24 protein-coding genes are annotated in these 25,602 nt (G+C 60.4%); 15 read left to right on the top strand and 9 right to left on the bottom strand.

Translation table 11 applies throughout. The features are described 5' to 3' along the window. Positions 1-60 precede the first annotated feature (60 nt). Positions 61-837, bottom strand: coding sequence for an ion transporter (locus tag ACGHU1_RS06780; protein ID WP_390584946.1), 777 nt, complete (start codon positions 835-837; stop codon positions 61-63). A 143-nt stretch (positions 838-980) separates the two neighbouring features. On the opposite strand from ACGHU1_RS06780, the gene ACGHU1_RS06775 reads away from it, so the two are divergent. The 3 genes from ACGHU1_RS06775 to ACGHU1_RS06765 all read left to right on the top strand — a co-directional run bounded on the left by ACGHU1_RS06775 (position 981) and on the right by ACGHU1_RS06765 (position 5,438). Next, positions 981-1,535: a type 1 glutamine amidotransferase domain-containing protein gene (locus ACGHU1_RS06775; RefSeq protein ID WP_390584943.1), complete on the top strand. Its 555-nt coding sequence runs from the start codon at positions 981-983 to the stop codon at positions 1,533-1,535. 218 nt (positions 1,536-1,753) lie between these two features. Continuing rightward, positions 1,754-2,722 carry a DUF4349 domain-containing protein gene (locus ACGHU1_RS06770; RefSeq protein ID WP_390584940.1) on the top strand — a complete coding sequence of 323 codons (969 nt, stop codon included), beginning with the start codon at positions 1,754-1,756 and terminating at the stop codon, positions 2,720-2,722. A 79-nt stretch (positions 2,723-2,801) separates the two neighbouring features. After that, a complete protein-coding gene (locus ACGHU1_RS06765; protein WP_390584937.1) occupies positions 2,802-5,438 on the top strand; it encodes a M14 family metallopeptidase in 2,637 nt (878 codons plus the stop codon). 7 nt (positions 5,439-5,445) lie between these two features. On the opposite strand, the gene ACGHU1_RS06760 is transcribed toward ACGHU1_RS06765, so the two are convergent. Genes ACGHU1_RS06760 through ACGHU1_RS06750 form a run of 3 tightly spaced genes read right to left on the bottom strand, consistent with a single transcriptional unit; the run spans position 5,446 to position 7,834 of the window. After that, on the bottom strand, positions 5,446-5,775 hold the full coding sequence (locus ACGHU1_RS06760; protein WP_390585531.1) for a 2Fe-2S iron-sulfur cluster-binding protein: 330 nt from the start codon (positions 5,773-5,775) through the stop codon (positions 5,446-5,448). A gap of 2 nt (positions 5,776-5,777) precedes the next feature. After that, the gene (locus ACGHU1_RS06755; RefSeq protein WP_390585528.1) at positions 5,778-6,851 is read right to left on the bottom strand and encodes a cysteine desulfurase family protein; all 1,074 of its coding nucleotides are present in this window, start codon (positions 6,849-6,851) and stop codon (positions 5,778-5,780) included. After that, the gene (locus ACGHU1_RS06750) at positions 6,848-7,834 is read right to left on the bottom strand and encodes a cysteine desulfurase family protein (RefSeq protein WP_390584934.1); all 987 of its coding nucleotides are present in this window, start codon (positions 7,832-7,834) and stop codon (positions 6,848-6,850) included. Before ACGHU1_RS06750 ends, ACGHU1_RS06755 begins: the two co-directional genes overlap by 4 nt. Positions 7,835-7,962: 128 nt before the next feature. Here ACGHU1_RS06750 and ACGHU1_RS06745 point away from each other — a divergent pair, with 128 nt between their 5' ends. Then, on the top strand, positions 7,963-8,619 hold the full coding sequence (locus ACGHU1_RS06745) for an alpha/beta hydrolase (RefSeq protein WP_390584932.1): 657 nt from the start codon (positions 7,963-7,965) through the stop codon (positions 8,617-8,619). Between the two features lie 453 nt (positions 8,620-9,072). Next, positions 9,073-9,759 (top strand): energy transducer TonB, encoded by a 687-nt coding sequence (locus ACGHU1_RS06740; protein ID WP_390584929.1) that lies wholly within the window; start codon positions 9,073-9,075, stop codon positions 9,757-9,759. A gap of 24 nt (positions 9,760-9,783) precedes the next feature. Here the strand turns inward: ACGHU1_RS06740 and ACGHU1_RS06735 are convergent, their stop codons facing one another. Next, entirely contained in the window at positions 9,784-9,993 is a 210-nt protein-coding gene (locus ACGHU1_RS06735; RefSeq protein WP_390584926.1) for a hypothetical protein, read from the bottom strand. Positions 9,994-10,095: 102 nt separating this feature from the next. Between ACGHU1_RS06735 and ACGHU1_RS06730 the strand changes: the two genes are divergently transcribed. From ACGHU1_RS06730 to ACGHU1_RS06710, 5 genes are all read left to right on the top strand, one after another. After that, positions 10,096-10,464 carry a DUF3597 domain-containing protein gene (locus ACGHU1_RS06730; protein WP_390584924.1) on the top strand — a complete coding sequence of 123 codons (369 nt, stop codon included), beginning with the start codon at positions 10,096-10,098 and terminating at the stop codon, positions 10,462-10,464. A 51-nt stretch (positions 10,465-10,515) separates the two neighbouring features. Next, positions 10,516-12,396: a DUF885 domain-containing protein gene (locus tag ACGHU1_RS06725; RefSeq protein WP_390584921.1), complete on the top strand. Its 1,881-nt coding sequence runs from the start codon at positions 10,516-10,518 to the stop codon at positions 12,394-12,396. Between the two features lie 38 nt (positions 12,397-12,434). Next, positions 12,435-14,066: an FAD-dependent oxidoreductase gene (locus ACGHU1_RS06720; protein ID WP_390584918.1), complete on the top strand. Its 1,632-nt coding sequence runs from the start codon at positions 12,435-12,437 to the stop codon at positions 14,064-14,066. A 76-nt stretch (positions 14,067-14,142) separates the two neighbouring features. After that, positions 14,143-15,699, top strand: a complete 1,557-nt coding sequence (locus tag ACGHU1_RS06715) for a hypothetical protein (RefSeq protein WP_390584916.1) — start codon at positions 14,143-14,145, stop codon at positions 15,697-15,699. A 99-nt stretch (positions 15,700-15,798) separates the two neighbouring features. Further along, positions 15,799-17,403 (top strand): DUF1570 domain-containing protein, encoded by a 1,605-nt coding sequence (locus ACGHU1_RS06710; protein ID WP_390584914.1) that lies wholly within the window; start codon positions 15,799-15,801, stop codon positions 17,401-17,403. 26 nt (positions 17,404-17,429) lie between these two features. Here ACGHU1_RS06710 and ACGHU1_RS06705 read toward each other — a convergent pair whose 3' ends face one another. The 4 genes from ACGHU1_RS06705 to ACGHU1_RS06690 form a co-directional block, all read right to left on the bottom strand. Then, a complete protein-coding gene (locus ACGHU1_RS06705; protein ID WP_390584912.1) occupies positions 17,430-18,281 on the bottom strand; it encodes a glutaminyl-peptide cyclotransferase in 852 nt (283 codons plus the stop codon). A 28-nt stretch (positions 18,282-18,309) separates the two neighbouring features. Continuing rightward, the gene (locus ACGHU1_RS06700) at positions 18,310-18,834 is read right to left on the bottom strand and encodes a DUF937 domain-containing protein (protein WP_390584911.1); all 525 of its coding nucleotides are present in this window, start codon (positions 18,832-18,834) and stop codon (positions 18,310-18,312) included. A 42-nt stretch (positions 18,835-18,876) separates the two neighbouring features. Further along, a complete protein-coding gene (locus ACGHU1_RS06695) occupies positions 18,877-19,200 on the bottom strand; it encodes a hypothetical protein (RefSeq protein ID WP_390584909.1) in 324 nt (107 codons plus the stop codon). Between the two features lie 164 nt (positions 19,201-19,364). Further along, the gene (locus ACGHU1_RS06690; RefSeq protein ID WP_390584907.1) at positions 19,365-20,981 is read right to left on the bottom strand and encodes a phosphoenolpyruvate carboxykinase; all 1,617 of its coding nucleotides are present in this window, start codon (positions 20,979-20,981) and stop codon (positions 19,365-19,367) included. A gap of 373 nt (positions 20,982-21,354) precedes the next feature. On the opposite strand from ACGHU1_RS06690, the gene ACGHU1_RS06685 reads away from it, so the two are divergent. From ACGHU1_RS06685 to ACGHU1_RS06665, 5 genes are all read left to right on the top strand, one after another. Next, positions 21,355-22,113, top strand: coding sequence for a response regulator transcription factor (locus tag ACGHU1_RS06685; RefSeq protein ID WP_390585526.1), 759 nt, complete (start codon positions 21,355-21,357; stop codon positions 22,111-22,113). Further along, on the top strand, positions 22,106-23,689 hold the full coding sequence (locus ACGHU1_RS06680) for a stimulus-sensing domain-containing protein (protein ID WP_390584904.1): 1,584 nt from the start codon (positions 22,106-22,108) through the stop codon (positions 23,687-23,689). Before ACGHU1_RS06685 ends, ACGHU1_RS06680 begins: the two co-directional genes overlap by 8 nt. Next, on the top strand, positions 23,686-24,126 hold the full coding sequence (locus ACGHU1_RS06675) for an HPr kinase/phosphorylase (protein WP_390584901.1): 441 nt from the start codon (positions 23,686-23,688) through the stop codon (positions 24,124-24,126). Before ACGHU1_RS06680 ends, ACGHU1_RS06675 begins: the two co-directional genes overlap by 4 nt. A 68-nt stretch (positions 24,127-24,194) precedes the next feature. Continuing rightward, positions 24,195-25,154 carry an RNase adapter RapZ gene (gene rapZ / locus ACGHU1_RS06670; RefSeq protein ID WP_390584899.1) on the top strand — a complete coding sequence of 320 codons (960 nt, stop codon included), beginning with the start codon at positions 24,195-24,197 and terminating at the stop codon, positions 25,152-25,154. 17 nt (positions 25,155-25,171) lie between these two features. After that, positions 25,172-25,597 (top strand): PTS sugar transporter subunit IIA, encoded by a 426-nt coding sequence (locus ACGHU1_RS06665; RefSeq protein WP_390584896.1) that lies wholly within the window; start codon positions 25,172-25,174, stop codon positions 25,595-25,597. Positions 25,598-25,602 lie beyond the last annotated feature (5 nt).

The raw sequence follows: 25,602 nt of genomic DNA, 5'->3' as shown, positions 1-25,602 counted from the left end.
GAGGTTTGACGGGCGCTGAATGGACAATTTGTGCCCTGCCCGCCGCAGCAGCGCCCGGCGCTATTCCTCGCGCTGTTTTCGCAACGCCGTCACTTCTTCGCGCAACCCTCTCAATTCGGTGATGATCAGCTCACGTTCGTCGTGCGCTTCTTCATCGGTTGCTTCGGCCATGGCGTTGACGATCACACCGATAAACAGATTCAGCACGATGAAACTGGTGACGAGGATGAACGGCACGAAAAACGTCCACGCCCACGGATAGACCTCCATCACGGGCCGTACGATGCCCATCGACCAGCTTTCCAGCGTCATGATCTGGAACAGCGAATACAGCGAGGAGCCGAGCGAACCGAACCATTGCGGGAAAGCCTCGCCAAACAGCTTCGTCGCCATAACCGCGCTGATGTAAAACAGCAGCAACAGCATGATGATCACCGTGCCGATGCTGGGGATTGCGCTGAACAGACCGACGATCACCTTACGCATACTGGGCACGACAGACACCAGCCTGAGCGCCCGCAAAATGCGCAGGGCACGCAAGACAGAGAACTGCTCCCCCGCGGGCACCAGCGCCGCGCTGACGATTGCGAGGTCGAAGATATTCCAGCCATTGCGGAAAAAGGCGAGGCGGTAGGCGAACAGCTTCAGCAGCAATTCCACCACGAAAATCGCGATCGCGATGGTATCAAGCTGGCGGACAAGCCCGCCTACCTGCTCCATCACCGCAGGCGAAGTTTCGAGGCCCAGCCCGATCGCGTTGATGACAATCACGGTGATGATGAACCGTTCGAACCAGCGCGCCTCGACCAGCGTTTTCGCACGCATCTGCAATGTCATTTCCGGTTTGCTCCGAGGGAGTTGTCGCGCCCGGCACGGTCGCTGTTTCGGCTCGCCTTACCACCGCAACGGCCCAGCCGCCAACACGGAACATATGACGGCCCCATGCGTAGAGTTACCAAAGCAAATCCAAGGAGATTAAAATGACACGCATCCTCATCATCGCCACCGACGGTTTTGAACAATCCGAGCTTATGGAGCCGAAATCGCTTCTCGAAGACGCAGGCGCCAATATCACGGTCGCCAGCCTCGAAGAAGGCGAGATCAAGGGTTGGAATGACGGCAACTGGGGTGACAGCGTCTCTGTCGACCTGACCGTGGAAGAAGTATCGGAAGGCGATTACGACGCGCTTCTGCTGCCCGGCGGCCAGATCAACCCCGACATTCTGCGCATGAACGAAACCGTGATCGACCTGGTCAAACAGTTCGACGGCGCGAACAAGCCAATCGCGGCAATCTGTCACGCACCATGGCTGCTCGCAGAGGCGGACATTATCGACGGCAAGACCGTAACCGGCTGGCCATCAATCCGCACCGACCTTGAAAACGCAGGCGGCGACATTGTCGACCAGACCGTCGCAGTGGATGGTAACCTGATCACCAGCCGCAACCCCGATGATATTCCCGCCTTTACCAGCACACTGATGAGCGCGCTGAAAATGGCAGACAACCTCGATCGCATCCCAGAGGACGCATAACGCGTAACTGAAACGAGTTCAGTCATGGCCTCCCGTCATTTGGCTGGCTCAGACCCCGTCCTGCTTCGGCATGGCGGGGTTTTTCATGTCTTCTCTGGACTTTAGGGACTGATTGATATGTTGTAACATTATAAACCTTGCATTGTGGCGAGAATGTGGCACAAATAAGGCTCAATTAAGGCGCGACTCGGTTTATCGTCCCAATTCGGAGAGAGAAAATGCGTGCAACTGCCCCCTGTTTGCTGACTGCAACGCTGCTGATCGCAGCCTGTTCTGACAATTCTGAGCAGGAAATGACCGAGGAGGTTTCAACCTACGATGTGGCCGTGGCCGAAATCGCGGAGCCGCCTTCGCCTCCGGCATATGTCCCTTCCTCAGCCGACAGAGAGGCTGCGCAAGAGGCTTCGGCCGGCGGCGGAGACATCGCCAGCGCGGGCGGCGCCATCCCCGTCAGCTTGCCGCAAATCGCCTATCGCTATGCCCTCGGCTTCCGCTTGCCATCGGACGCGATCAAGCCGCTGCAGGAACGCCATGCCGATATGTGCGAAGCGCGCGGTGCAAATGTGTGCCGCATCATTTCCATGCAGCAGACCGACGAGGACGGCGATTATGCCTATGGCAATTTGCAACTGGCCATCGCTTCGCAAGCAGCCCGCGCATTTTCAAAGGAGATGGAAAACAGCTCCGGGCCGGTCGATGGCGAGCTTGTCTCGTCCTCTATCGAGGGCGAAGACCTGTCCAAACAGATCGTCGATACCGAAGCCCGCCTACGCGCCCGCACTGTCCTGCGCGACCGTTTGATGGAGGTGCTGCGCACCCGCCGCGGCACAGTGGCCGAACTGGTGCAGGCCGAACGCGGCGTTGCTCAGGTCAATCAGGAGATTGATCAGGCGAGCAGTTGGCTCAATGAAATGCGCGGCCGGGTCGCCTTCAGCAAGATGGCGATCAGTTACCAGTCGGGCATGCCAAACGCTGGCGGATTTACCGATCCGATCCGCAGTGCGTGGGGGTCGATGGGCGGCATTCTGGGTTCGATTGTCGGGTTCCTGATGGTCGCGGTGACCGTTCTGGCACCCATTGGCCTGCTCGCCTTCCTAGTCTTCAAATTGTGGCGCTGGAACCGCCGCAGCTTTGACGAAACCCAAGCAAGCGAAACACAGCATTCCGCGCCAATCGAAAGCGCGTGAACGCCGCGCTTGACCCCGCGCATCGCTTACCGGAGAAACGGCCTCTTGATCGGGTGACGTTTCACAAAGGGAATATGCGATGCGCGGGTTACTACGGCGGTTTGTGGCAGCGTTTGCCGTATTGGCTCTAACCCCAGCGGCTGCATCAGCGCAGTCCTTCCTCGAAGCGCAATTCGATCCCGCCGTCCCCACCCTGTCCGAAACCGTCGGGCATGAACCGGGGGCGCGGATCACTTCCCCGGAGGAAGCACTGACATATCTGCGCGCCCTTGCCGAGGCAGCGCCCGACCGGATGAGGATGGTCGAATATGCGAGAAGCTGGGAAGGTCGCTCGCTCAATTACGTGATCCTGACCGCGCCCCAGAACATGGCACGGCTGGATGATATTCAGGCCGACCTCGCCAATCTCTCCGCCGGGCGCGCGGGCAATGGCAACGCGTTGCCGGTCACATGGCTTACCTACGGCGTGCACGGCGATGAGATCTCCTCAACCGATGCAGCGTTGATGACCGCCTATCACCTGCTCGCCGCCCAGGGCGATGTGCGCGCCGAACAGATCCTGCGTGACACTATCGTGGTGCTCGACCCGATGCAGAACCCTGATGGGCGCGCTCGCTTCGTCAATCATTTCCGCAGCGCGGTCGGCATCGTTCCCTCCGCTGATCGTCAGGCGGCGGAGCACGATCAGGAATGGCCATCGGGCCGCGTCAATCATTACCTGTTCGATCTTAACCGGGACTGGTTCACATTGAGCCAGCCCGAAACGCGCGGCAAGGTCGCAGCCATCCGTCAGTGGAGCCCTGTCGTCGTGGTCGATGTGCATGAAATGGGCGGAGATGAAACATACTTCTTCAGCCCCGCCGCGCAGCCGCTTAATCCGAACATCACCGCCAGTCAGCGCCGCGCCTATGAGGTGATCGGACGCAACAACGCCGCATGGTTCGATCGCATCGGGGAGCCATATTTCACGCGCGAGGTCTATGACCTGTTCTACCCCGGTTACGGCGACACATGGAACACGCACCACGGCGCCATCGGCAGCACGTATGAGCAAGGGTCCGCGCGCGGGCTGGTGTTTGAACGGCGCGACGGAACTGTGCTGACCTACGGCGACGGAGTGCGCAATCACTTCATCGCGAGCCTTTCGACCGCAGAGGCGGTGGCGAACAATGCAGACATGTTCCTGTCGGATTATGCCGCCTACCGCGCCGCGAATGCGAACGGCGCAGCGGGCAATGGCACCTATGTGATCGACCTATCCACCCGCCGCTGGAATGCCGAGGCGCTGGGCCGCAGGCTGGCCGCGCAGGGCATCGAAGTTGTGCGGCGTGGGGGCGCAGCGACCGTCTGCGGAAAAAGCTATCCGCAAGGGTATATCGCCGTGCCGCAGGCGCAGCCCGCCGCGCGTCTGGTGCGCAGCCTGCTGGACCGCGACACGCCGCTACCGCGCGATTTCGTGCGCGAGCAGGAACAGCGCCGCTCTAACGATCTGCGCCATGAGCTGTATGACGTGACCGCGTGGTCGGTCGGTCTGATGTCCGGCGCTGACGTCAACCTGTGCAGCGGCTCTGCCGGTGGGGAGACCCTATCCGGTGACACGCCAATCCCGTCCGTCGCTGAAGGATCAGGCAATTTTGCAGTCGCCGTTCCGTGGACCGATAGCGGTCAGGCGCGGCTGATTACGCTGGCTTTGCGCGGAGGATTGGAAGCGCGCGTCACGGATGAAGCTTTCACCAAATCGGGACGGGATTTCCCGCGCGGAACCGCCATTTTCACCGCAAGCGCAAACGGCGATGATGGTATGGCCCGGCTTTCCGCGATTGCCCGCGAGGTCGGCGCGCACACGGTCGCGCTGGACAGCAGCTGGGTAGAGGCTGGTCCCAACCTGGGCAGTGAAGCCTTTGCGCGGCTCACCCTGCCCAAGGTCGCGATTGCATGGGATGAGGGTATCTCGCAGCTAAGCGCGGGCGCGGTCCGGTACGTGCTGGAACAAAGGATCGGCCTGCCGGTCACACCGATCCGCACCGACCGCTTCGCGCGCGCCGACCTGAGTGATTACGATGTAGTGATCGTACCCAATGGCTCGCCGGCAGGTGCGATGGGTCAAGGAGGCGTTGCAGCGCTGGGCGATTTCGTAAAGCGCGGCGGCGTGCTGGTCGCGATCGAAGGCAGCCTCAACGCCTTCACCAGCGGAGCCGATCCGCTGCTGGCGGTGAAACGCGAAGCCGCCTTGGGCCTCAAACCGGAAGAAGACGGTGAAAACGGCGATGAGGACAGCGAACCTGCACTCGTCGAGGCCAGCGAGCTGACCAGCGCGGATGATTATCGTGCCGCGATCCAGGACCAGCAGGCGGTGCCCGACACCCTGCCCGGCGCTTTGCTGAATACGGTGGCGGATACCGACCACTTCCTGTCGGCAGGCTATGACGGCGGCGCGGTTGTCGATGCGCAGGGATCGCAAATCTTCACCCCGCTCGACCGTGCAGATGGCATCAACGTGATGCGGTTCGCCGCAGCCGATGATCTGATCGCCAGCGGATATGTGTGGGAGGAAAACCGGCGGCAGCTCGCGTTCAAGCCGTATTTGATGGCGCAGCCCAGCGGTGACGGCATGATGATCGGGTTCGCGCATGATCCAACCGTTCGCGCCTATCTCGACGGGCTGGATTTGCTGTTGGCGAACGCGGTGCTGGTTGCGCCTTCGCGGGTGCGCTGAGCGCCGGTTACATCTTGCGCGCGTCGGCGCTGTCTGCGGGCACGCTGACGGTCAGGCCGTCTAGTTCAGAGGTAAGGTCGATCTGACACGATAGGCGGCTAGTGCGGCGCACACCGGCGGCGAAATCGAGCATGTCTTCCTCTTCCTCGCTCGCCTCGGTCAGTTTATCGAACCAGTCCTCGGCGACGACAACATGGCAAGTTGAGCACGCCATTTGCCCTTCGCACGTGCCCTCCAGCGGCAATTCCGCCGCTTGGCCTACGCGCAAAAGGTTGTCGCCCGCCTCCGCCGCCGCCTCAACCGCGTTGCCGCGCGGGTCCATGAAAGTGACTTTGATGCTCACAGCCCCTGCGCCTCTGCCGCCGCGTTGATTTCCTGTGCTGCTTTTTCGAGGTCTTCCATCTGCGTGTAACGCCCGAAACCCAGCCGGATGGAGTTTTTCGCCTGCTTGTCCGACAGCCCGATGGCCTTCAACACGTGGCTAGGTCTGCCAGAGCCGCTGGCGCACGCGCTTCCGGCGGAGAACATCACGCCCCGGCACTCGCTCATCAGGCGGTTCACATCCAGTCCGTTGCGGCGGATGTTGAGGTTACCGTGCCAGCGAGCATCTTCTGCACCATTTAGCGTCCAGTCGGAAAAAAGCTCGCGCGCGCGGGTCCAGAGCGCCTCGACATGCTCGGCGTCCTGCTCGCGCAGTTCTTTTGCCAGATGTGCCGCCGCGCCAAACCCCGCGACGAGGGCAGGCGAAAGTGTGCCTGACCGTTCGCTTTCCTGAAGGCCGCCGGTGATCTGCGGGTCAAGCTCGACCCCGTCCCGTACCCAGAGCGCGCCGATCCCCTTGGGGCCGTGCAGTTTGTGGGCCGACACCGCGATCATATCGGCGTGGGTGACCTCCATCTTGCCGTATGCCTGCACCGCGTCGATCAGGAACAGCGCGTTCACTTCCTTGGCCTTGCGATGCCAGTCGATTGTCGGCTGGACGGTGCCGATTTCATTGTTGATCTGCATCACCGCGATCAGCCGCGTATCGGCGGGCACGTCCTGCGCCGTGTTGCACTGCCCTTCCTTCGACACGTTCAGGATGTGCGCCGCGTTCAGCGCCTTCGCCGTGTCCAGGACAGCGGCGTGTTCAATGGCGGAGACAGACACCGATCCGCCGCTGCCTGACCCGCGAATGGCTAGGTTGATCGCCTCGCACGCATTGCCGGTAAAGATCACGCGCCCGCCCGCTGGCAGCAATGCGGCCACGCGGTCACGGGCCAGCTCTATCGCCGCCTTCGCCTGTCGGCCCATCCGGTGGGAGGAATGCGGGTTGCCGAACCCGGTGCCTTCCGGCCCGTCCAGCCAGCGCAGCATGGCATCACGCGCCTCTGGCGCAAGCGGGGTGGTGGATTGGTAATCGAGATAGATCATTTCAATGAAGTCCACGCAGCGGCAAAGCGTTCCAGATCATTCGCAGTCGTGTTCCAACCAATGCTGACGCGGATCGTGCGCGCGGCCACATCGTCCGGCACCCCGAATGCGTCCAGCACGCGGCTTTTCTTGAGCGTGCCAGAAGAGCAGGCGCTGCCCGCCGAGACGGAGAAACCCTGCGCATCCAGGCGGATCAGCAAAGCCTGCGCGCTGATCGAGGGGTGGGTCAGCGCAAAAATATAATCGGCCTGATCGCCAATAGAGAGAATATCGCCCGAAAATGCGCTTGCGAATTCGGCGCGCTGCTCGGCATTGGTGGCCCAGTCGCCGGCTTCGAGAGCGGCAGCCATCCCGAGCGCGGCAGGCATGTTCTCTGTGCCCTGACGATATCCACGCTCATGTCCGCCGGTCGGTTCCAGCAGGTTGAAATCCCGCACCAACAGCGCGCCGATTCCGATTGGCCCGCCAAATTTATGGGCCGAGACAACCAGCATATCAGCGCCGGGCAGATCGATCTTTCCCGCGCTTTGCGAGCAATCCGACAGCAGCACCGTGCCGGTCGGCCTGATAGTTTCCGCCATCTGGTCCACCGGATTGATCACTCCGGTTTCGGAATTCACATGCTGCACGGCGAGGATGCTACCCTCGCCTAGCTCGATGTCGTCTGAAAATACCTCCGCATTCGGCGCCGCGCGCACAACAGAGTCGTGTTCGACCGCGCTGATAATCCGGCGCTTCGCCTTGGCCTGACCCAGCCCGATGGCCAGCGCCTCGCTCGCGCCGCTGGTGAAGATCAATTCACCGTCCCAGCCCAGCGCCGCCTTGATCCGTGCGCGCGCATCCTCCAGCGCGGCCTTCGCCTTGCGCCCCTCTCCGTGTGGGGAGGAAGGGTTCGCCCACAGCGCGAAACCGTCCTCAATCGCTGCCCGCGCTTCGGGGCGCAGCGGAGAGGTTGCCGCATGGTCGAGATAGGTTCGTTTCATGTCAAACCGGACAGCTTTGGGACTGGTCTGGAAAAAATTGCGAATTCTGCATCACTCCCTATATAGAGCGCGCTTTGCCGCGCGCCACCCGGTCCGCGCGGTCACAACTTTTTGCCGAAGGTCCATCCATGCCATCAGTCATCTTCCCCGGCCCAGAAGGCCGTCTTGAAGGTCGTTTCTCCCCTCCCCCGCGCCCGCGCGCGCCTGTCGCGATGATCCTTCATCCGCACCCCGAAGGCGGCGGAACGATGAATGACCGGATCGTGCAGCGGCTATACAAGACATTTGCCGACCGCGGATTTGCGACGTTGCGCTTCAATTTTCGCGGCGTGGGCCGCAGCCAGGGCAGTTTCGACAACGGCATTGGCGAACTGTCCGACGCAGCAAGCGCGCTCGATTGGGTGCAGTCGATCCACCCGGAGGCACAGACGACGTGGGTTGCCGGCTATTCGTTCGGCGCGCTGATTGGCATGCAATTGCTGATGCGCCGCCCCGAAGTGCGCGGGTTCATCTCCGTTGCGCCGCCTGCCAACATGTACGATTTCTCATTCCTCGCGCCATGCCCGGCGAGCGGGATTTTTGTGCAAGGTGCAGCCGACACCGTGGTTCAGCCGACTGCCGTGCAGAAATTGGTCGATAAGCTGCGCACACAAAAACACATCACGATCCACCATGACGAGATCCCGCGCGCGAACCATTTCTTCGAGAACGAAACCGAAGACATGATGAAGTCGATCGACAACTACCTCGACTTCCGCCTCTCACCGGATTGTCCAATCAAATAATCCTGTAAGGATATTTGATTGGTTTTTGTCTAGCGCCCTCAGGCGCCGGGTGCGGGCCATCCGGCCCGCTTGGCTGCGCCGCATAAGCGGCGGCGCGCGGTCGCGCGCTGGCGAGCCTACGGCTCGCACCATTTCGAGCCATCAGGGTTGTGCCAAGACATCTTGCGCGACATCGCATTGTCGCTGCGGAGCACGGCGCGCAGCGCCGCAAGGGCGACCGCCCGCCCGCAGCGCCGCAGGCGCGAGGAAATCGCGCCCCGGATGGGGTGCGCAAACTAAAACGCCCGGCGCTTGAGGGCGCCCAACAAACAAAGTCCTGAAACGCAACGCGAAATAGCTTGCGATCATTATGTTATGTTGTAACATTGCAGACGAGAGGTGCCGGTGCAGACGCACGAACCTCCGTCAGATCCGGCGCTCCTCACGAAAGAAAGTGAGAGAGGAATCGCCGATATGAGCTATGCAAACACAGCCAATAAAGCCAGTCCCGCCGCCCTGCTGGGCGCGCTGGGTGTGCCCGCCGCTTTCGGCGCGGTGCTGGTCTTGGGCCTCGCGGTGAAAGTCACCATGCCTGATCGCATTGAAAACCCCGATACCTTTGATGTTAAACCCATTGAACCAGACGTGCCCCCGCCCCCGCCAAAGCCGACGCAGGAACAAACAGCAGAGACACCCGCGGTCACTCCGACATTTCAGGCACCAATTGATCCGCCGTTCGATTTCGACTTTACGCCCGGCCCGTCAAAACCGATCGATCAGCTTCCCGGACTGGATACAGGCGTGATCGGTCCGGTCGAGATTCCCGGAAACGGACTTGGTATCGAACCGGCACCCACCCTGCCCAATCCCGTCAGCGCCAGCCCGCGCGGCAATCCGGGCCGCTGGGTGACCGATAACGATTACCGCAGCAACTGGATCAGGCGCGGCATGTCAGGCGTTGCCGGGTTTACGCTTTCAATTGATGAAAAAGGGCGCGTCAGCGATTGCGCGATCACACGGTCAACCGGGCACGAACAGCTGGATGCGGCGACCTGTAAACTGATTGAAAACCGCGCGCGCTTTGATGCGGCAAAAGACAGCTACGGCAAACCTGTCGCCGGCACTTACCGCAATTCGGTCAACTGGAAACTGCCTGAATAAACGCGGATTGATCAGGCAGCGGCCCTACCCCCCAGCCGCTGCCTCCACCGCGTCGATCGGGGCGGTCCCGTCATCTGCCGGGACCGTCCAGATCAACACATTCACGATGGCGATAACCGCCAGCAGCACCATCAAAGCGGGCTGTTTCGCCTCGCCCGTGCGCCGCCAGAAAACGAACGCCCCTGCGATCAGGGCGAACGCAGTCAACATTACGATGGAAAGCACGATATTCATGAACGAATAGCCTCGTCGAGCGTTAAATTGATGCAGGTTCCGCAGGGCAATGCTTTGCACGCGCCGGCACAGCATTTGCAAGATTATAAAGAGGAGGAATTCATGGGTATTTTCAGTTCAATCAAAAACGCAATTTTCGGTGAAGACAAAGATGAGCCGACCCCCGCACCAAAATCGCCAACCACCACTCCCGCTGCATCACCCAAGCGTGCGCCAATCAGCAGCGTTGATGTTGAGAAGCGCCTTTCGAACATGTCGGGCGCGGAAAAGCTCAACTGGCGCACATCGATTGTCGACCTGATGAAACTTGTCGGTATCGATCCAAGCTATGAAAACCGCAAAGAGCTCGCGCATGAGCTTGGCAACACCGATTATTCGGGGACGGCAGAAGACAATATCGCCCTGCACAAAGCGGTAATGAACAAAATCGCTGCATCGGGCGGTATCGTGCCAAAAGAGCTTAAGGATTGATCCTGAAAAACCGGGTTTGACAGGCCCCCACCGGCCATTAAACCCCTCTCCATGAGAGAGAAACAGAACAAAATCACACGCCGTCAGGCCCTGCGTTCAACTGCAATGGGGCTTGGCGGCGTTTCTGCATTGGCGCTGGTGCCGGGCTGCGCTGGCCCGGTCTACAATTCTTCAGCCACTGGCGCGGGATCAAGTGCGGGCGCGGGTGCAGCAAATGCGATGCTGGACGAAATCGCCTATGCGATGCTGGAACACGAGCCATCGCGTGCGACCACGCTGGGTGTCGATACCGGCAGCTACGCGCACCTCCGCGGCAAGCTGGAAGACCAGAGCCCGGAGGGGCAGGATGCGTATGCCTCCACACTTCGGGACAGCCTGAACCGGCTGCGCGCCTATCCGCGTGACGGGCTGGACACCGAAACGATCACCAATATCGAAGTCGTCGAAAGCGCCTATGAGCTCGCGCTCGATGGTTTTGCCTTGCCTTACGGAGATACCCCCGTCGGCAATTGGCGCACCGCGCCCTATGTCGTCATCCAGAATGTCGGCGCCTATATCGGATTGCCCCGTTTCATGCAGTCCGACCAGCCACTGCGCAGCGCCGAGGATGCGGATTTTTATCTGGAACGCGTGAACGCTTTTCCTGCCGCTCTCGAAGGGGAGCTGGAACGGATGCGGCGCGCGCGGGCGATGGGCGTGGTTCCGCCCGATTTCCTGATCGACAAAGCCATCGCGCAGATGGAGCTGTCCATTGCGAGCGCGGCAAAAGGCGAGCTGTTTGCCGATCACCTGCGCGCCAAACTGAATGAAATCGGCCTGTCCGATGACCGCGCGCAAATGGCGCTCGCCATGGAAAGCGGCGCGATTGCCGGTGCGCTGGGCAGCCAGCTTGATGAATTGAAAGCGCAGCGCGGCGTTGCAACCTCCGATCCCGGTATCTCTGCGCGCCCCGGCGGCGAAGAGTTTTACGACTGGGCTCTGCGATCCAGCACCACGACCCGCCTGACGCCCGATGAAATCCACAATCAGGGTCTTGAAGAACTGGAATTGCTGCATGACCGCATGGACCCGATCCTGCGTGAAATCGGCTACACCAGCGGCACTGTGGGCGAACGGATGCAAATCCTGTCCGCCGATCCGCGCTACAAATTCTCCAAAGGTGACAAGGGGCGCGAGGAAATCTTCGCCTTTATCGATGACCGTGTCGATTGGATACGCGCCCAAATGCCGCGCGCTTTTGACCAATTGGTCGATCCCAATCTCGAAGTCACCCGCATCCCCATAGCCGAAGAAGCCGGCGCGCCCGGCGCGTATGGCGGCGCGGGCAGCAAGGACGGGACGATACCGGGCCGGTTCTGGATCAACCTGCGCAGCACCGATCTGCACCGCAAATACGATCTGGCTGACCTGACCTATCACGAGACGATTCCGGGCCATGTGTGGGAGGGCGGATATTCCAATCGCCTGCCGCTGATCCGCTCAATCCTCGCCTTCAACCCGTTCAGTGAAGGCTGGGCGCTGTATGGCGAACAAATTGCCGATGAGCTCGGCGCGTATGAAGATTTCAAGGTGGGTCGGCTTGGCTATCTGCAAAGCCTCGCCTTTCGCGCGTGCCGCATGGTGGTCGATACCGGGCTACATTCCAAAGGCTGGAGCAGGGAGCGCGCGCGCAGTTTCTTTGTCGAGCGCAATGGCTCGAAATACGAAGAAGTCGCGAGCGAAGTCGATCGCTATTGCAGCTGGCCCGGACAGGCGACCGGATACAAGCTGGGCCATAGCGAGATCGTGCGGCAACGTTCCCGCGCAGAAGCTGAGCTGGGCAGCGATTACGATCTCAAGGCGTTTAACACCGCCGTCATACTCGGCGGCAACAGCCCGCTCGACGTGCTGGAAAAAACCGTATCACGCCACATTGCGAGCGCGCGCAGCTGACCGAATTCGACATGTAGCGGGCACGAAAGGACACCGTCATGGAGCAGCTTGGAGAAGACCTCGAAACCATGCGCCGCGTGCCTTTGGCCGATGCGCATGTGCAGGCGATTTGCGAAATCGGGGAAGAGAAAGCTTATCCAAAGGGGCATTTCTTCGCGCGCAGCGGCGATCCGATGGAAACTTTCGTCTACGTAATCGAAGGCGAGATCGAAGTGGTCGATCCCTATAGCGGCGAACGGATGCTCGACGCATCACTTGGCCCGGCACAATTCATGGGCGAGATAGGCTTTCTCAATCGGGGCAGCTGGTTCCTGTCCATGCGGGCCGCGACCGAAACCCGCGTGATAGAGGCACCGCGCACGGCGATGCTGGACCTGATGGCCCGCGTGCCAGAGCTTTCCGATCACGTCATCACGGTCTTTGCTGCGCGGCGCAGGAAACAGTTTGAGATGAGGAACTCCTCGGTCAAGATCATCGGAGCAGACCGGGATGGCGATGTGCAGGCGTGCGAACGGTTTATGTCGCGCAACCGTATCCCGTTTCAAAGCTTTGATATGGAGGCGACCGATAGCGAAACCGCGCAGGTCTGCGATCTGTCAGGGCACCAACCCTCGGTCATTCTGGGCACGGACCAGAAACTCGAAGACCCCACCCCGCGCAAGCTGGCACAATATCTCGGACTGGATCTCGACATCTGTTCGCAGCGCACATTTGACCTGCTGATCGTCGGCGGCGGCCCTGCGGGCGTGGCGGCGGCGGTGTATGCCGGATCGGAAGGCCTCGACGCGCTGGTGATAGAGGACACCGCGATTGGCGGGCAGGCGGGCACGTCCAGCCGGATTGAAAATTACATGGGTTTTCCAACCGGTATCAGCGGAACTGACCTCACCTATCGCGGGCAAATTCAAGCGCTGAAATTCGGCACGAGGTTCGTCATGCCGCGCCGCGTTGTCGGCCTGACCCGGCGTGAGGACGGCAGTTTCTGCGCGCAGATCGACGATGACGACGAGATTTGCGCTGACGCAATTCTGGTAAGCACAGGGGTGCAATATCGCCGCCTTCCGCTCGATAACCTGGAGGCGTTGGAAGGCTCGGGCATTTTCTATTCCGCGACCGAAATGGAATCGCGGTTTTGCAAGAACACAGAAGTCGTCGTCATCGGCGGCGGCAACAGCGCCGGACAGGCGGCAATGTTCCTTTCCCGCTCGGCATCGCATGTCCATCTGGTGGTCCGATCCGGCAGCCTTGCGGCCTCCATGTCGAGCTATTTGTCGAGCAGGCTGGAATCCGATCAGAAAATCACGATCCATTACAACACCACAGTCACCGCCCTGCACGGCGACGACTGGCTGAACGGTGTCACGTTTGAAACACCGGACGGCGAAGAGCGCGTCGATACCCGCGCGCTGTTTATCATGATCGGCGCTGCGCCCAACACTGGCTGGCTGTCCGGTCTGGCAAAAACCGATGAACGCGGCTTTGTCCTCACCGGCTCAGATGTGGGCCGCGAAAGCCCGTTCGAAACGGGCACGGACGGCATCTTTGCCGTCGGAGACGTCCGCGCTGGATCAGTGAAACGGGTTGCCAGCGCCGTTGGCGAGGGGTCCGTCGTGGTCAGCAAGATCTGGAGCTATCTCGATCAACGAAGGGCAAAAGCGAACCGCGCTTAATCAGCGGCACTGCAAAATCCCGTTGCGCAATGCAAAGACTGTTGCCACAAATCGCCATGCAGGGGATCGCATGGTCATGATTATTCGGAATTTTTCACTGGTTTTATCAGTATTCGCGCTGGCGCTGGGCATCGTCCCTGCACAGGCCGAATGGTTCGAAGCCTCCTCGGATCATTTTGTGATCTATGCCGATGACAGCGAAGAGAATGTCCGGATCTTTGCCGAGAAACTCGAACGGTATCACAGCGCAATGGAACGCTATACCCAGCGCGACCTGCCCAGCCCCAGCCCTTCAAACCGGATTAACGTTTACGCGCTTGGCTCTGCCGATGCTGTCCGGCGGCTTGCGGGTGCAAGCGGTGTAACCGGGTTCTACCTCCCGCGCTCACAAGGCAGCGTCGCCTTTGTCCAAGATACCGAAACCGTGGAGGGACGCCCGACACTGTCGACCAAAGTTTTGCTACATGAATACGCGCACCATTTCATCAGCTCGATGGATCGGTTCGCCATGCCGCTTTGGATGAATGAGGGTGCAGCCGAATTCTTTTCTTCCGCCTATTTTCATGAAGACGGATCAGTCTATCTGGGCATGCCGAATTCGTACCGCGATTTCACGATCTTCTGGAAAGAAGACGAAATGACCTCGGTTCGCGAATTGCTCGACCTTGATTGGGAGCGTCTGAAAGGGCGCGGCGCAAAGGCCAAACAATCGTTCTATGGCCGAAGCTGGATTCTATATCATTACCTCTCGACCAATGAGGATCGCGCCGGACAATTGCGCGAATACTGGCTCGAAGTGCTGAAGGGCACTCCGTCACTCGACGCGGCGCGGGACGTTTTCGGCGATTTGGGCGTGCTGGAACGTCAGCTTAACATGTATTTTCGCACCCGTGGCAAACGTGCCTTTCAAGTGGCGGCAGACGAAATCTCTGTTAGCCCGGTCACGCTGCGAGCGTTGAGTGTCGGCGAAGCTGAGATGATGGACGTACGCGTCCGGTCAGACCGCGGCCTGGGCGCTGACAAAGCCGCAGATTTAGCCAAAGAGGCGCGCCGCATTGCCGCCGATTATCCCGAGAATGCGGCGGTCCAGTCGATCCTTGCTAAGGTGGAATTCGAGGCGCGTAATGACAGCGCCGCGATTGCAGCGGCGCAGCGTGCCATCGCAATTGATCCAGACATTAGTTCTGCGCATCTCAGCGCGGGACTGGCGATGTTCAGGGCGGCCCGTGCCTCGCCCGACGCGGAGCAAAAACGAGCAGGCTATTCGCGTGCGATGCAAGCACTTGAAACCCTCGAAGCGTTGGAGGCGGACCATATCGTCCCCAAGATTTACGCGTATAGATACTACGCGGAACAGAAGCTCAAACCGACTGACAGCGCCAAGGCGGCGCTGGTGCGCGCCGCCGAAATGGCGCCGTTCGATCAGGAGTTGTGGCTGGTGACTGGTATGATGCACATGAACGACGGGCGTATAGCCGACGCACGGGCCGCGCTCCAACCGATTGCCAGCAACCCGCATGGCAACGAAAAGGCGGAAGAGGTGCGCCAGTTCCTGACCTTCCTTGCGACCATACCCGAAGGTCAAGCCGTCCCTGTCCAAAGCGCGATCTCTTCGTATTTCATAACCGAATAGACCGGACCTGCACTGTCAATCTAAAGTTCGGCTTCAGGAATAGCTTGCGCGATCAGGAAACTATTGGCAGTCTTCGACCGGCAAAAGGGGCGCAGGGTCATGAATTTACGTATTTTTTCTTTTACTTTTGCACTGATCGCGCTCGCATTTGGTTCGCACGCAGCGAAGGCCGACTGGTATGAGGCATCGTCCGAACACTTTGTCATCTATGCCGATGACAGTGAGAAAGACATTCGCCGCTTCGCTGAAAACCTTGAACGGTATCAAAGCGCGCTTGCCAACCTGACGGGGCGCAAACTGGAAAATCCCAGCCCCTCTAACCGTGTGACGATCTTCGTCGCAGGATCGGGGCGCGATATAAGGCGTCTTGTCGGGGAGAAAAACAGCAATATCGCAGGTTTTTACATTCCCAGAGCGGGCGGCAGCAAAGCGTTCGTGCAGAACATTCGCCACAAGAACGGCTATCCGCATTTCTCTACCGTCGTGCTGCTGCACGAATATGCGCACCATTTTCTGATCTCCACCAACCGTCACGCAATGCCCCGCTGGTTGAGCGAAGGCGCAGCGGAATTTTTTGCGGCAACCACGTTCAACAAGGATGGAAGCATCCTGATCGGCCGCCCAGCGCAGCACCGCGCTTATGAGCTGTCAGATCGCACTCCGGTAACGGCGTGGGAACTGCTCGACCCCGAACTCTCGGCGGAGGCCGGAAGATCAGCGAATAGTGGCTTTTACGGGCGCAGCTGGCTGCTCTACCACTACCTGACCTTTTCAGAGGAGAGGCCCGGTCAGCTCAACGCCTATTGGCAGCAAGTCGCCAGCGGCGTCCCTTCTCTCGAAGCGGGAGAGGCCGTGTTCGGCGATCTGCGCGAGCTGGACAGGGATTTGAAAGCGTATTTGCGCGAACGCCGGATGTACACATTCAACCTTGGCCCCGACCGGTTGCAGATCGGCGAAGTAACCTTGCGCAAACTGCCTGAGGGCGAGGCGGAAATGATGCCGCTGCGGATGGTGTCACAGCGCGGCGTCACCCGGGAACAGGCGGAAGAACTGCTGCCCGAAATCCGCGAAGTGGCCGCGCAATATCCCGGTGATGCGGGCGTGCTTTCCGCGCTGGCAGAGGCTGAATACGATGCCGGAAACGATGACGCCGCTATCGCCGCTGCCGACCGTGCGATTGCCATCGATCCGGCCCGCGCCAACCCCTATGTGCAGAAAGGGTACGCGCTGTTCCGCAAGGCTTCTGATGCGGACGCCAGCGAGGCCGATGCAGCCTATGAGGCAGCGATGAAACCGTTCGGCGATTTGAACAAGCGCGAAAACGATCACCCGCTGCCGCTGATCTATTTCTATCGCAGCTTCGCCGAACGCGGCATGTCGCCTCCAGAAAATGCCCGTGCGGCGCTGAAACATGCCGCGCGCCTCGCCCCGTTCGATCAGGGATTATGGGTGCAGGTGGCGATGATGCAGGCGCGCGAGGGAAAGATCGAACTTGCCAAAGCCAGCCTGCAACCGCTCGCCGCCGATCCGCATGGCAGCGGACCTGCAAACCTGGCCAAGGCAATGATCACCGCGCTTGATAACGGGACCGAGGGTGAGCCTTTCCGCCTGAGGACGGGCAGTGCAGCGATAATGAGCATTGATCTGGATGATGATGACGCTGATGCGGATGACGATGGTGAAGGTGGCGCGGGCGGCGAGTAAATCCTGCCAATCCCTGCGCACAAACCTCAGCCGACCCGTGCAGTCGTTTCCACCAGCCTGATTTCGAACAATGTCGGCCACAGCTTTCCGGTAACAAACAGCCGGCGGCGATCCGCATCCCATGCGATGCCGTTGAGCACCGCTCCGATGCCGGTTGCTGGCACCTGCGATGTGATGCCCCGCAGATCGATCAGGCCTGTGACCACGCCTGACTGCGGATCAATGATCGCGATATAAGGAGCGCGCCAGATATTGGCGAAGATTTGGCCGTCGATCATCTCCAGCTCGTTAAGCTGGGTTAGCGGATCACCGTTCAAAGTGACTTTGACACTGCGCTCCACCTCATACGTGTCAGGGTCGATAAAGCGCAATGTGTCACTGCCGTCGGAAAAAACAAGTCCATCGTCGGTGGTGGTCAGCCCCCACCCTTCGAAGGGAAAATCGGCAATCGACGCAATTGGCGCAAGCGTATCCAGCCGCCAGCGATGCACCGCATTGTCGCGCCACGTCAGACTGATCAGGTCGCTGTGCCACAGCGCCAACCCCTCCCCGAACTGATCGGGCGGAATGTCCTGTTCCATCAGCACTTTGCCAGTTTCCAGATCGACCTTGCGAACGCGCGACTGCCCGACACGGCCCGTGCTTTCATAAAGCGCGCCATCATGCCACAGCAGCCCCTGGGTAAAGGCGCCGCTATCGTGGGGATACTGCGCCACAATTTCGGCGCGGTAGACCACCGGCCCGGTATAGGCGCTTTCCGATTGAGTCTGAGGCTGGGCCTCCGCAGCAGCGACATCGGCCGGCGGCGGCGCAGCCTGAGGGGCAGCGCCCAGCAGCAACGGAGCTGCGAGTAAGAGAGGCAGGCTCTTGCGGGTCACGCGCATAGCGTAAAGCGATGCGGCTTAATCAGCGCTGCATCATGCCTCCGATAATCGAACCCAGAATGCCGCCCATCGGGTTTTGCGAAGAAGACGCACCGGTGCTGGCCCCGCCAGTCGCCTGCTTGGCCATGTAACCCGCCACCGCCATGGCGAGGATCGGGAGCATTTTCTTCAGCAGGCCTTCGTCGATGCCGGTCATCGCGGCGACCTCACCGGCAACAGACCGGCTGACATCTTTGCTACCGAAAATCGTGCCGAGGATGTCATTGCCCGGCTGCGTCGGCGTCGGGCTGTTTCCCAGCACCGCATCCAGCAGTCCGCCGCCCAATCCGCCTCCAGAAGATCCGCCGAGGATTGCTCCCGCCAGACCGCCCAGTCCGCCCATCGGATCAGGCGTGGTCGATCCGCCGGTCGCGCTGCGCCCCATGCCTGCGACAATCGCGGGCAGCAACGCACCGGCGGCGGTTTTTGCAGTGGTTTCATCCACGCCCAGCTCATTCGCCATGGAGGTGATCGCGCCGGTTTGCTGCAACATCTGTGCAAGGCTCATATCAGCCTCCTGTCTTGAATTTCGAAACGGGGCGGCTTGGGACTATTTCTTGCCGAAAAAGCCCGAGGCCATGTCCGCAATGTCATCAAGCGGGCTGCCATCGCCATCCTTGTCGAGCATGGAGGCAAAGCTGGTGAGCGATCCTTCGCCGCCGATCTGCTCGACAATCTGGCTCAACACACCGGTATCAAGGCCGGTCTTGCTCGACGCGAGTTCAACCGTGTCGCCTTCCATCTGGTGTGTCTGGCCAAGAACCGCGATCGCTTTTTCCGCCATTGCAGGATCAATTCCGACCTTCTCCGCCAGGTTTGCAACATCATCAGGCGCGCCGCCGATGTTCTTAAGAATTCCGTCGAGCAGGCTCATAATGTCTCTCCTTGGCTGATTCGCTGCGTGAGTGTGGCGCAAAACAGGGCCAAAACCTAGCGGCGACGTGATAGAAAAAGCCCCGCCCGGCGCATTCACACCAGGCGGGGCTCCCCTCTCCAGCTCGTAAAGCTGTATCTGGCCTCTTCAGCTTCTCTGGCAGATTAAGCTGCGACCGGTCCGGCCGGTGCCGCCTGCCGCACGCCTTCGTCCACGTGCGGTGCAAATTCGGCAAAGTTATCGATGAACAGCTGCACAAGCTTGTGCGCGGTCGCATCGTATTCACTCTTGTCCGACCATGTGCTGCGCGGATCGAGGATCGTCTGGTCGATCCCCTGCTCTGCCAGAACGGGCACATGGACAGGCACGTCGAACCCGAAATTGCGATCCTTGCGGAACTCCACATTGTCGAGATCCCCGTCGAGCGCCGCGTTCAGCAATGCTCGGGTTGCCTTGATCGGCATCCGGTTGCCGACGCCGTATTTGCCGCCGGTCCAGCCGGTGTTGAGCAGCCAGCACTGAACGCCGCCTTTGGCGATGCGCTCTTTCAAAAGGTTGCCGTAAACGCTGGGGTGACGCGGCATGAAAGGCGCGCCAAAACAGGTCGAAAATGTTGCCTCGGGTTCGGTTACGCCGATTTCAGTTCCAGCGACCTTTGCAGTGTAGCCTGACAGGAAGTGATACATCGCCTGATCAGGCGTGAGCCGCGCAATCGGAGGCAGAACGCCGAACGCATCGGCAGTCAGCATCACGACATTGCTAGGCACTGGCCCGAGGTTCTTCTCGCTCGTGTTCGGAATATAATTGATCGGATAGGCACCGCGCGTATTTTCGGCGAGCGAATTGTCGTCGAAATCCAGCTCGCGCGTTTCTGGGTCCATGACCACGTTTTCCAGCACCGTACCAAAGCGGCGAGTGGTCGCGTAGATTTCCGGCTCTGCCTCTTCGGACAGGCGGATCATCTTGGCATAGCAGCCGCCTTCGAAATTGAAGACTGCAGTGTCGGACCAACCATGCTCGTCATCGCCGATCAGCGTGCGGCTGGCATCGGCGGACAGTGTGGTCTTGCCAGTGCCGGACAGGCCGAAGAACACGGCGGTCTTGCCGTCTTCGCTGATATTTGCCGAACAGTGCATCGGCATCACGCCTTTGGTCGGCAGCAGGTAATTGAGAATGCCGAAGACGCTCTTCTTCATCTCGCCAGCATAGCGTGTGCCGCCGATCAGGATCAGCTTTTCAGTCAGGTTCACCGCAATCACGGTTTCGCTGTTGGTGCCGTGGCGCTGGGTATCGGCCTTGAACGTGGGCAAGTCGATGATCGTATATTCAGGGGCGAAATCCGCCAGCTCATCAGCTTCCGGGCGGACCAGCAGGGTGCGGATGAAAAGGTTGTGCCAGGCCAGTTCGTTGATCACGCGCACATTCACGCGGTGTTCCGGCTGCGATCCGCCAAAGAGGTCCGCAACGTAAAGCGTTTCCTTGCCTGCCACCGCGTCCATGAAGTCCGCTTTGAGATTGGCGAAATGCTCTGGCGTCATGGAAGCGTTGACCTTGCCCCACCACACCGTGTCTTCGGTTGTCGCATCGCGCACGATAAATTTGTCTTTCGCACTGCGTCCCGTTTTCGCGCCGGTCTGAACGACCAGCGCGCCATGTTTCGACAGCGTCCCCTCGCCTGCTGCCAGTGAAGCCTCAACCAGCGCGGGCGTGCCGAGATTGGGGTGAATTTCTGCGCGGGTTTCGATCCCCTGACTGGACAGCGATTGGGCAAGAGGCGTCAACGTGAAATCTCCATCGAAGGAATAAAACAGCGAGCGGGAACCGACAAAATCCAGGCGACTTGCATACGTATGCACATCGCAGCAAAATCGGGCATCTTGATGTTCGTTTGAAACAAAAGATGCCAGTTGGAAGTTCGTCCGATCCCAGACAGGTTTCGCATAGAAGCACGTCCCGCCTGCGTCAAACTCGCTTAAGGATAATCCCACAAAGGCGTAGTGCACGTGCGATGAAAGCCCCGTGCCGCAGCGCGTTGTTTCTGCGCGCCGAACCGGCTAATCCAATGGACGAACTGGCGCGCCCCCCTGCGCCGCAGGAGAGATGTTCATGACCGAATCGCCCCGCGATGAAACGGGAATTGGCGAAACCGAAAGGATGCGCAGCAGCGCAGACACCGCAGTGCCCACTCACGCAGAGGATGCAGCGGTAATCGCGCTGGTCGATGATGATCGCAATATCCTGACCACGGTTTCCATCGCCCTGCAGGCCGAAGGGTTCGTCACGCGGCTTTATTCCGACGGTGAAACCGCGCTCAAGGCGCTCATTGAAAATCCGCCTGCACTGGGCGTGTTCGATATCAAGATGCCCAAGATGGACGGAATGGAGTTGCTCCGCCGCGTGCGTGAGGAAGTGCCGCTGCCGGTCATTTTCCTGACCAGCAAGGATGACGAAGCCGATGAAGAGGCCGGGCTGGAACTGGGCGCGGATGATTATATCGCCAAACCGTTTAGCCAGCGGCTTTTGATCGCCCGTATTCGCGCCATTTTGCGCCGCGCCGACCCAGTGCGCGAAACCGCTGGAGAGAGCGGCGGCGATCGCGAGGTTGCCAGCCAGAATCTTGCGCGCGGGCGGCTGCAAATGGACCCCGCCCGTCACCAGGTCACATGGGACGACAAATCCGTCAGCCTGACCGTAACCGAATTCCTCATCCTTGAGGCGCTGGCCGCGCGGCCCGGTGTCATCAAAAGCCGCAATCAATTGATGGACGCAGCCTATCCCGACGACATCTTCGTCGATGATCGCACGGTCGACAGCCACATCAAACGAATGCGCCGCAAATTCCGCGTCGTTGATCCGCAGTTCAAGGCTATCGATACGCTTTACGGTGCAGGTTACAGCTTCAACGATGGCTGAGACCGGCCCGCAAAGCCAGCCTGCCGACGCCGCCCGGATCGGCGATGCGAAAGAGCGGCTGAGCGCCAGCGGCAGGCTATCACTTACTGCGCGCATTCTGGCGGTGAATATCCTCCCGCTCGCCCTGCTTGGCGGGGGCTTGTTCTATCTCGACACTTACCGCACGCAGTTGATCAACGAACGGTTCAAGCTGGCCCGGATCGAGGCACAGATTACCGCAGAGGCGCTGGCGGGGGCAACGCGCGAACGGCAAGACGCTTTGCTGGTCCAGATCGGCAAGGAACAGCGCATGCGGCTGCGCATGTTCGACGCCGACGGAACGCTGTTGGCCGATAGTTTCGCGCTGGACACGCCCTCGTTCGAATTTGACGATATCAACGATGACAGCTGGGAGCAGCAGCTTTCGCGCTGGCTGGACCGCACCGTGGACACAATCGTTAGCGCCGAGGCGGTGACCGATTACGTTGAGCCTGAGGCACAGACCGCCGACGCTTGGCCGGAACTTGTCCGCGCGCGCGAAGTCGGCCGCAGCCAGGTTACGCTTTACGATTGGGAGGATGGCACACCCGTCATCACCGCCGCTGCGCCGGTCGCACTGGACGGGGCGACGCTGCTGACGGTGCGCAACGCGACGGACATCACTGCAACGGTGCGTGCGGCGCGCAGCACGCTAGTGACAGGGGTGCTGCTGGTCCTGTTCGCCTCTGCGATGCTGTCGCTTTACCTCGCGCGTACAATCGTCACCCCGCTGCGAGAGCTATCCAATGCCGCGGTCAAGGTTCGCCAGGGTCGTGAGCGCGAGGTGGAGGTGCCGCGGCTGCCGGAACGCGGCGACGAGATAGGACGGCTGGCCCGTGCAGTGTCAGACATGACAGGGGCACTGCGACAGAGGATCGACGCGGTGGACAGTTTCGCCGCCGATGTCGCGCATGAGATCAAGAACCCTCTCGCCAGTCTGCGCAGCGCCATTGAATCGCTGCCCCGCGTCGAGGATCCTGAGCTGCGCCGCGAGCTGGAGCAGATCGCGACCCACGATGTGCGCCGGATCGACCGGCTGGTCACGGAAATCTCCGATGCAAGCCGGATCGACGCGGAAATGTCGCGGGCAACGCGTGAAAACATCGACATGGCCAGCCTTGTCACGGAGATTATCGGCGGACGCGAAAACCGCGCCGAAAACCACAATCACCGGATAGAGCTGAGGACGCGCGGCTTTGCAGCAAAGGTCTCCGGCGTGGGTATGCGGCTGGAGCGGATTGTCGAAAACCTGCTTGATAATGCCGTGTCTTTCTCCCCTCCCGAGGCGCCGATTGAGGTTTTGATCGACAATGATGGCAATTGCGTCACTCTCATGGTCTGCGATTCCGGCCCCGGCATTCCACAGGACGCCCGCGAAAAGGTTTTTCACCGGTTCCATTCCATCCGGCCCGAGCAGGAAGATTTCGGCAACCATTCGGGTCTGGGCCTCGCCATTGCCCGCGCCATTGCCGAGGCGCATGACGGCTCGCTCATCGCGGAGGCGCGGCCCGATGGCAAACCGGGCGCGTGTTTGCGCCTGCGCCTGCCGCCAGCATGACAGACACAGGCTCGATCATTATTCAGGCCACCGCGGTTGCCATCGGCGGCAGGGCGCTCCTGATTGAGGGGCCTCCGGGGTCCGGAAAGTCGAGCCTTGCGCTGGCGCTGATAGATCGCGGCGCGACTCTGATCGGCGATGACGGCATCACGCTGGCCGCCCGAAACGATCGCATCATCGCGTCCCCGCCGCCGAATATCGAAGGTCTGCTGGAAGTGCGCGGGGTGGGTATTCTCCGGTTTCCGACCACCTGCGACATACAGGCGGCGCTGATATTGATGTTGGGCCGCGAGGCTGAACGCCTCCCGAAAGCCGCCGAGACCCGCGAGATTTGCGGATGCCTGATCCCTGAAATCCCCTTTGATCCCGGAACGATAGCCCCTGCCCCCCGCGCCGAGCTCGCCTTGCAGCAGCACGGCGTCCGCCTACACGATTGAGAGATTTCCGGCGGATCGTGTAAAAAAGTCGCTTTCACATTGGGTCGCATTCTCGCAAGAAAGACCGCATGGATACCGGCCACCCTTCCAAAACTGCCACGAACTCGCCTGCATCAGGGGCGCGCCGTCGATTGCTGCTGGTGACCGGATTGTCCGGCGCGGGCAAATCGACCGCGCTCGATGTGCTTGAGGACCTCGGCTGGGAAACGATCGACAATTTTCCGGTGCGATTTCTCGAACGGTTGGTGTTACCCTTCGACGATCAGTCCGACGAAGACCGCGGCCCGCTTGCCATCGGGTTTGATTCGCGCACGCGCGGCTTCGTTCCTGCCGACATCATCGCCTTGCTGAAATCGCTTAACGAAAGCGACGGACTGTCGGTTAGTTTCATGTTCATTGACTGCGCAGATAGCGAGCTTGAGCGGCGCTACAACGAAACCCGCCGCCGCCATCCGATGACGCAGGGCCGGCCTCTGCTCGACGGGATCGGGGCCGAGCGCGAATTGCTGGAGCCGCTGCGCCGCTGGGCTGATACGGTCATCGATACCAGCGCGCTCGCGGTGAACGAATTGCAGGCGCATATTCGCGACCAGTTCGACACCAGCGGGGCGAGCGAGGCGACGCTCACCATCTCCAGCTTTGGTTTTGCACGCGGGATGCCGCCGCTTGCCGATCTGGTGTTTGACATGCGGTTTCTCGATAATCCGCACTGGGTCGAAGGTTTGCGAGAGCTGACCGGACGCGACGCGCCGGTGGGCGAACATATCCGCAAAGACCCCGCTTTCGCCTCGGCTTACGAGGGCATTCACGATCTGTTATTGACGCTGCTGCCGCTCTATCAGGCGCAGGGAAAGGCGTATGTGCATATCGCATTCGGTTGTACCGGAGGTAGACACCGTTCGGTTTTTACCGCCGAAGAGATGGCGCAAGGCTTGCGCGAGGCAGGATTTTCGCCCACTGTCCGCCATCGAAATTTGGGCTCCCGTGCGACCGATGAAATCGAACGCGCACCCGGGCTAGGTAACTGACGGACACACATTCCCGCATGATTGGTTTGATCCTGGTCACCCACGGCCGTCTGGCTGACGAATTTGTCGAAGCGATGGAACATGTCGTCGGCAAACAGACCGGTATTGAAACCGTCTGCATCGGCCCCAGCGACGATATGGAGCAGCGCCGCGAGGAAATTGCCGCAGCGATCAAGTCGGTCGATACCGGCGGCGGTGTCATCATCCTCACCGACCTGTTCGGCGGCACACCGTCCAACCTCGCCATATCGCTCCTCGACACGGGCCGCGTTGAAGTGATCGCCGGGATCAATCTGCCGATGCTCATCAGGCTGGGCGGCGCGCGTAAAAGTATGAACGTGGTCGAGGCGGTCGAGGCCGCGCAGCAGGCGGGCCGCAATTACATCACCGTGGCCAGCGAATTGCTGGGCGATACCGCCGCACCGGCCGCCGTAAAGGGGTAATCGCA

This window comes from Erythrobacter sp. MTPC3, from assembly GCF_042854385.1.
Lineage (GTDB): Bacteria > Pseudomonadota > Alphaproteobacteria > Sphingomonadales > Sphingomonadaceae > Erythrobacter.
This window is presented reverse-complemented; position numbering and strand designations above follow the sequence as displayed.

What these genes read in the sequence shown, in the direction of transcription:
- ACGHU1_RS06780 (WP_390584946.1), bottom strand. Translation starts at nt 837, where the DNA reads ATGACATTGCAGATGCGTGCGAAAACGCTGGTCGAGGCGCGCTGGTTC.
- ACGHU1_RS06775 (WP_390584943.1), top strand. Translation starts at nt 981, where the DNA reads ATGACACGCATCCTCATCATCGCCACCGACGGTTTTGAACAATCCGAG.
- ACGHU1_RS06770 (WP_390584940.1), top strand. Translation starts at nt 1,754, where the DNA reads ATGCGTGCAACTGCCCCCTGTTTGCTGACTGCAACGCTGCTGATCGCA.
- ACGHU1_RS06765 (WP_390584937.1), top strand. Translation starts at nt 2,802, where the DNA reads ATGCGCGGGTTACTACGGCGGTTTGTGGCAGCGTTTGCCGTATTGGCT.
- ACGHU1_RS06755 (WP_390585528.1), bottom strand. Translation starts at nt 6,851, where the DNA reads ATGATCTATCTCGATTACCAATCCACCACCCCGCTTGCGCCAGAGGCG.
- ACGHU1_RS06750 (WP_390584934.1), bottom strand. Translation starts at nt 7,834, where the DNA reads ATGAAACGAACCTATCTCGACCATGCGGCAACCTCTCCGCTGCGCCCC.
- ACGHU1_RS06745 (WP_390584932.1), top strand. Translation starts at nt 7,963, where the DNA reads ATGCCATCAGTCATCTTCCCCGGCCCAGAAGGCCGTCTTGAAGGTCGT.
- ACGHU1_RS06740 (WP_390584929.1), top strand. Translation starts at nt 9,073, where the DNA reads ATGAGCTATGCAAACACAGCCAATAAAGCCAGTCCCGCCGCCCTGCTG.
- ACGHU1_RS06735 (WP_390584926.1), bottom strand. Translation starts at nt 9,993, where the DNA reads ATGAATATCGTGCTTTCCATCGTAATGTTGACTGCGTTCGCCCTGATC.
- ACGHU1_RS06730 (WP_390584924.1), top strand. Translation starts at nt 10,096, where the DNA reads ATGGGTATTTTCAGTTCAATCAAAAACGCAATTTTCGGTGAAGACAAA.
- ACGHU1_RS06725 (WP_390584921.1), top strand. Translation starts at nt 10,516, where the DNA reads ATGAGAGAGAAACAGAACAAAATCACACGCCGTCAGGCCCTGCGTTCA.
- ACGHU1_RS06720 (WP_390584918.1), top strand. Translation starts at nt 12,435, where the DNA reads ATGGAGCAGCTTGGAGAAGACCTCGAAACCATGCGCCGCGTGCCTTTG.
- ACGHU1_RS06715 (WP_390584916.1), top strand. Translation starts at nt 14,143, where the DNA reads ATGATTATTCGGAATTTTTCACTGGTTTTATCAGTATTCGCGCTGGCG.
- ACGHU1_RS06710 (WP_390584914.1), top strand. Translation starts at nt 15,799, where the DNA reads ATGAATTTACGTATTTTTTCTTTTACTTTTGCACTGATCGCGCTCGCA.
- ACGHU1_RS06700 (WP_390584911.1), bottom strand. Translation starts at nt 18,834, where the DNA reads ATGAGCCTTGCACAGATGTTGCAGCAAACCGGCGCGATCACCTCCATG.
- ACGHU1_RS06695 (WP_390584909.1), bottom strand. Translation starts at nt 19,200, where the DNA reads ATGAGCCTGCTCGACGGAATTCTTAAGAACATCGGCGGCGCGCCTGAT.
- ACGHU1_RS06685 (WP_390585526.1), top strand. Translation starts at nt 21,355, where the DNA reads ATGCGCAGCAGCGCAGACACCGCAGTGCCCACTCACGCAGAGGATGCA.
- ACGHU1_RS06680 (WP_390584904.1), top strand. Translation starts at nt 22,106, where the DNA reads ATGGCTGAGACCGGCCCGCAAAGCCAGCCTGCCGACGCCGCCCGGATC.
- ACGHU1_RS06675 (WP_390584901.1), top strand. Translation starts at nt 23,686, where the DNA reads ATGACAGACACAGGCTCGATCATTATTCAGGCCACCGCGGTTGCCATC.
- rapZ (WP_390584899.1), top strand. Translation starts at nt 24,195, where the DNA reads ATGGATACCGGCCACCCTTCCAAAACTGCCACGAACTCGCCTGCATCA.
- ACGHU1_RS06665 (WP_390584896.1), top strand. Translation starts at nt 25,172, where the DNA reads ATGATTGGTTTGATCCTGGTCACCCACGGCCGTCTGGCTGACGAATTT.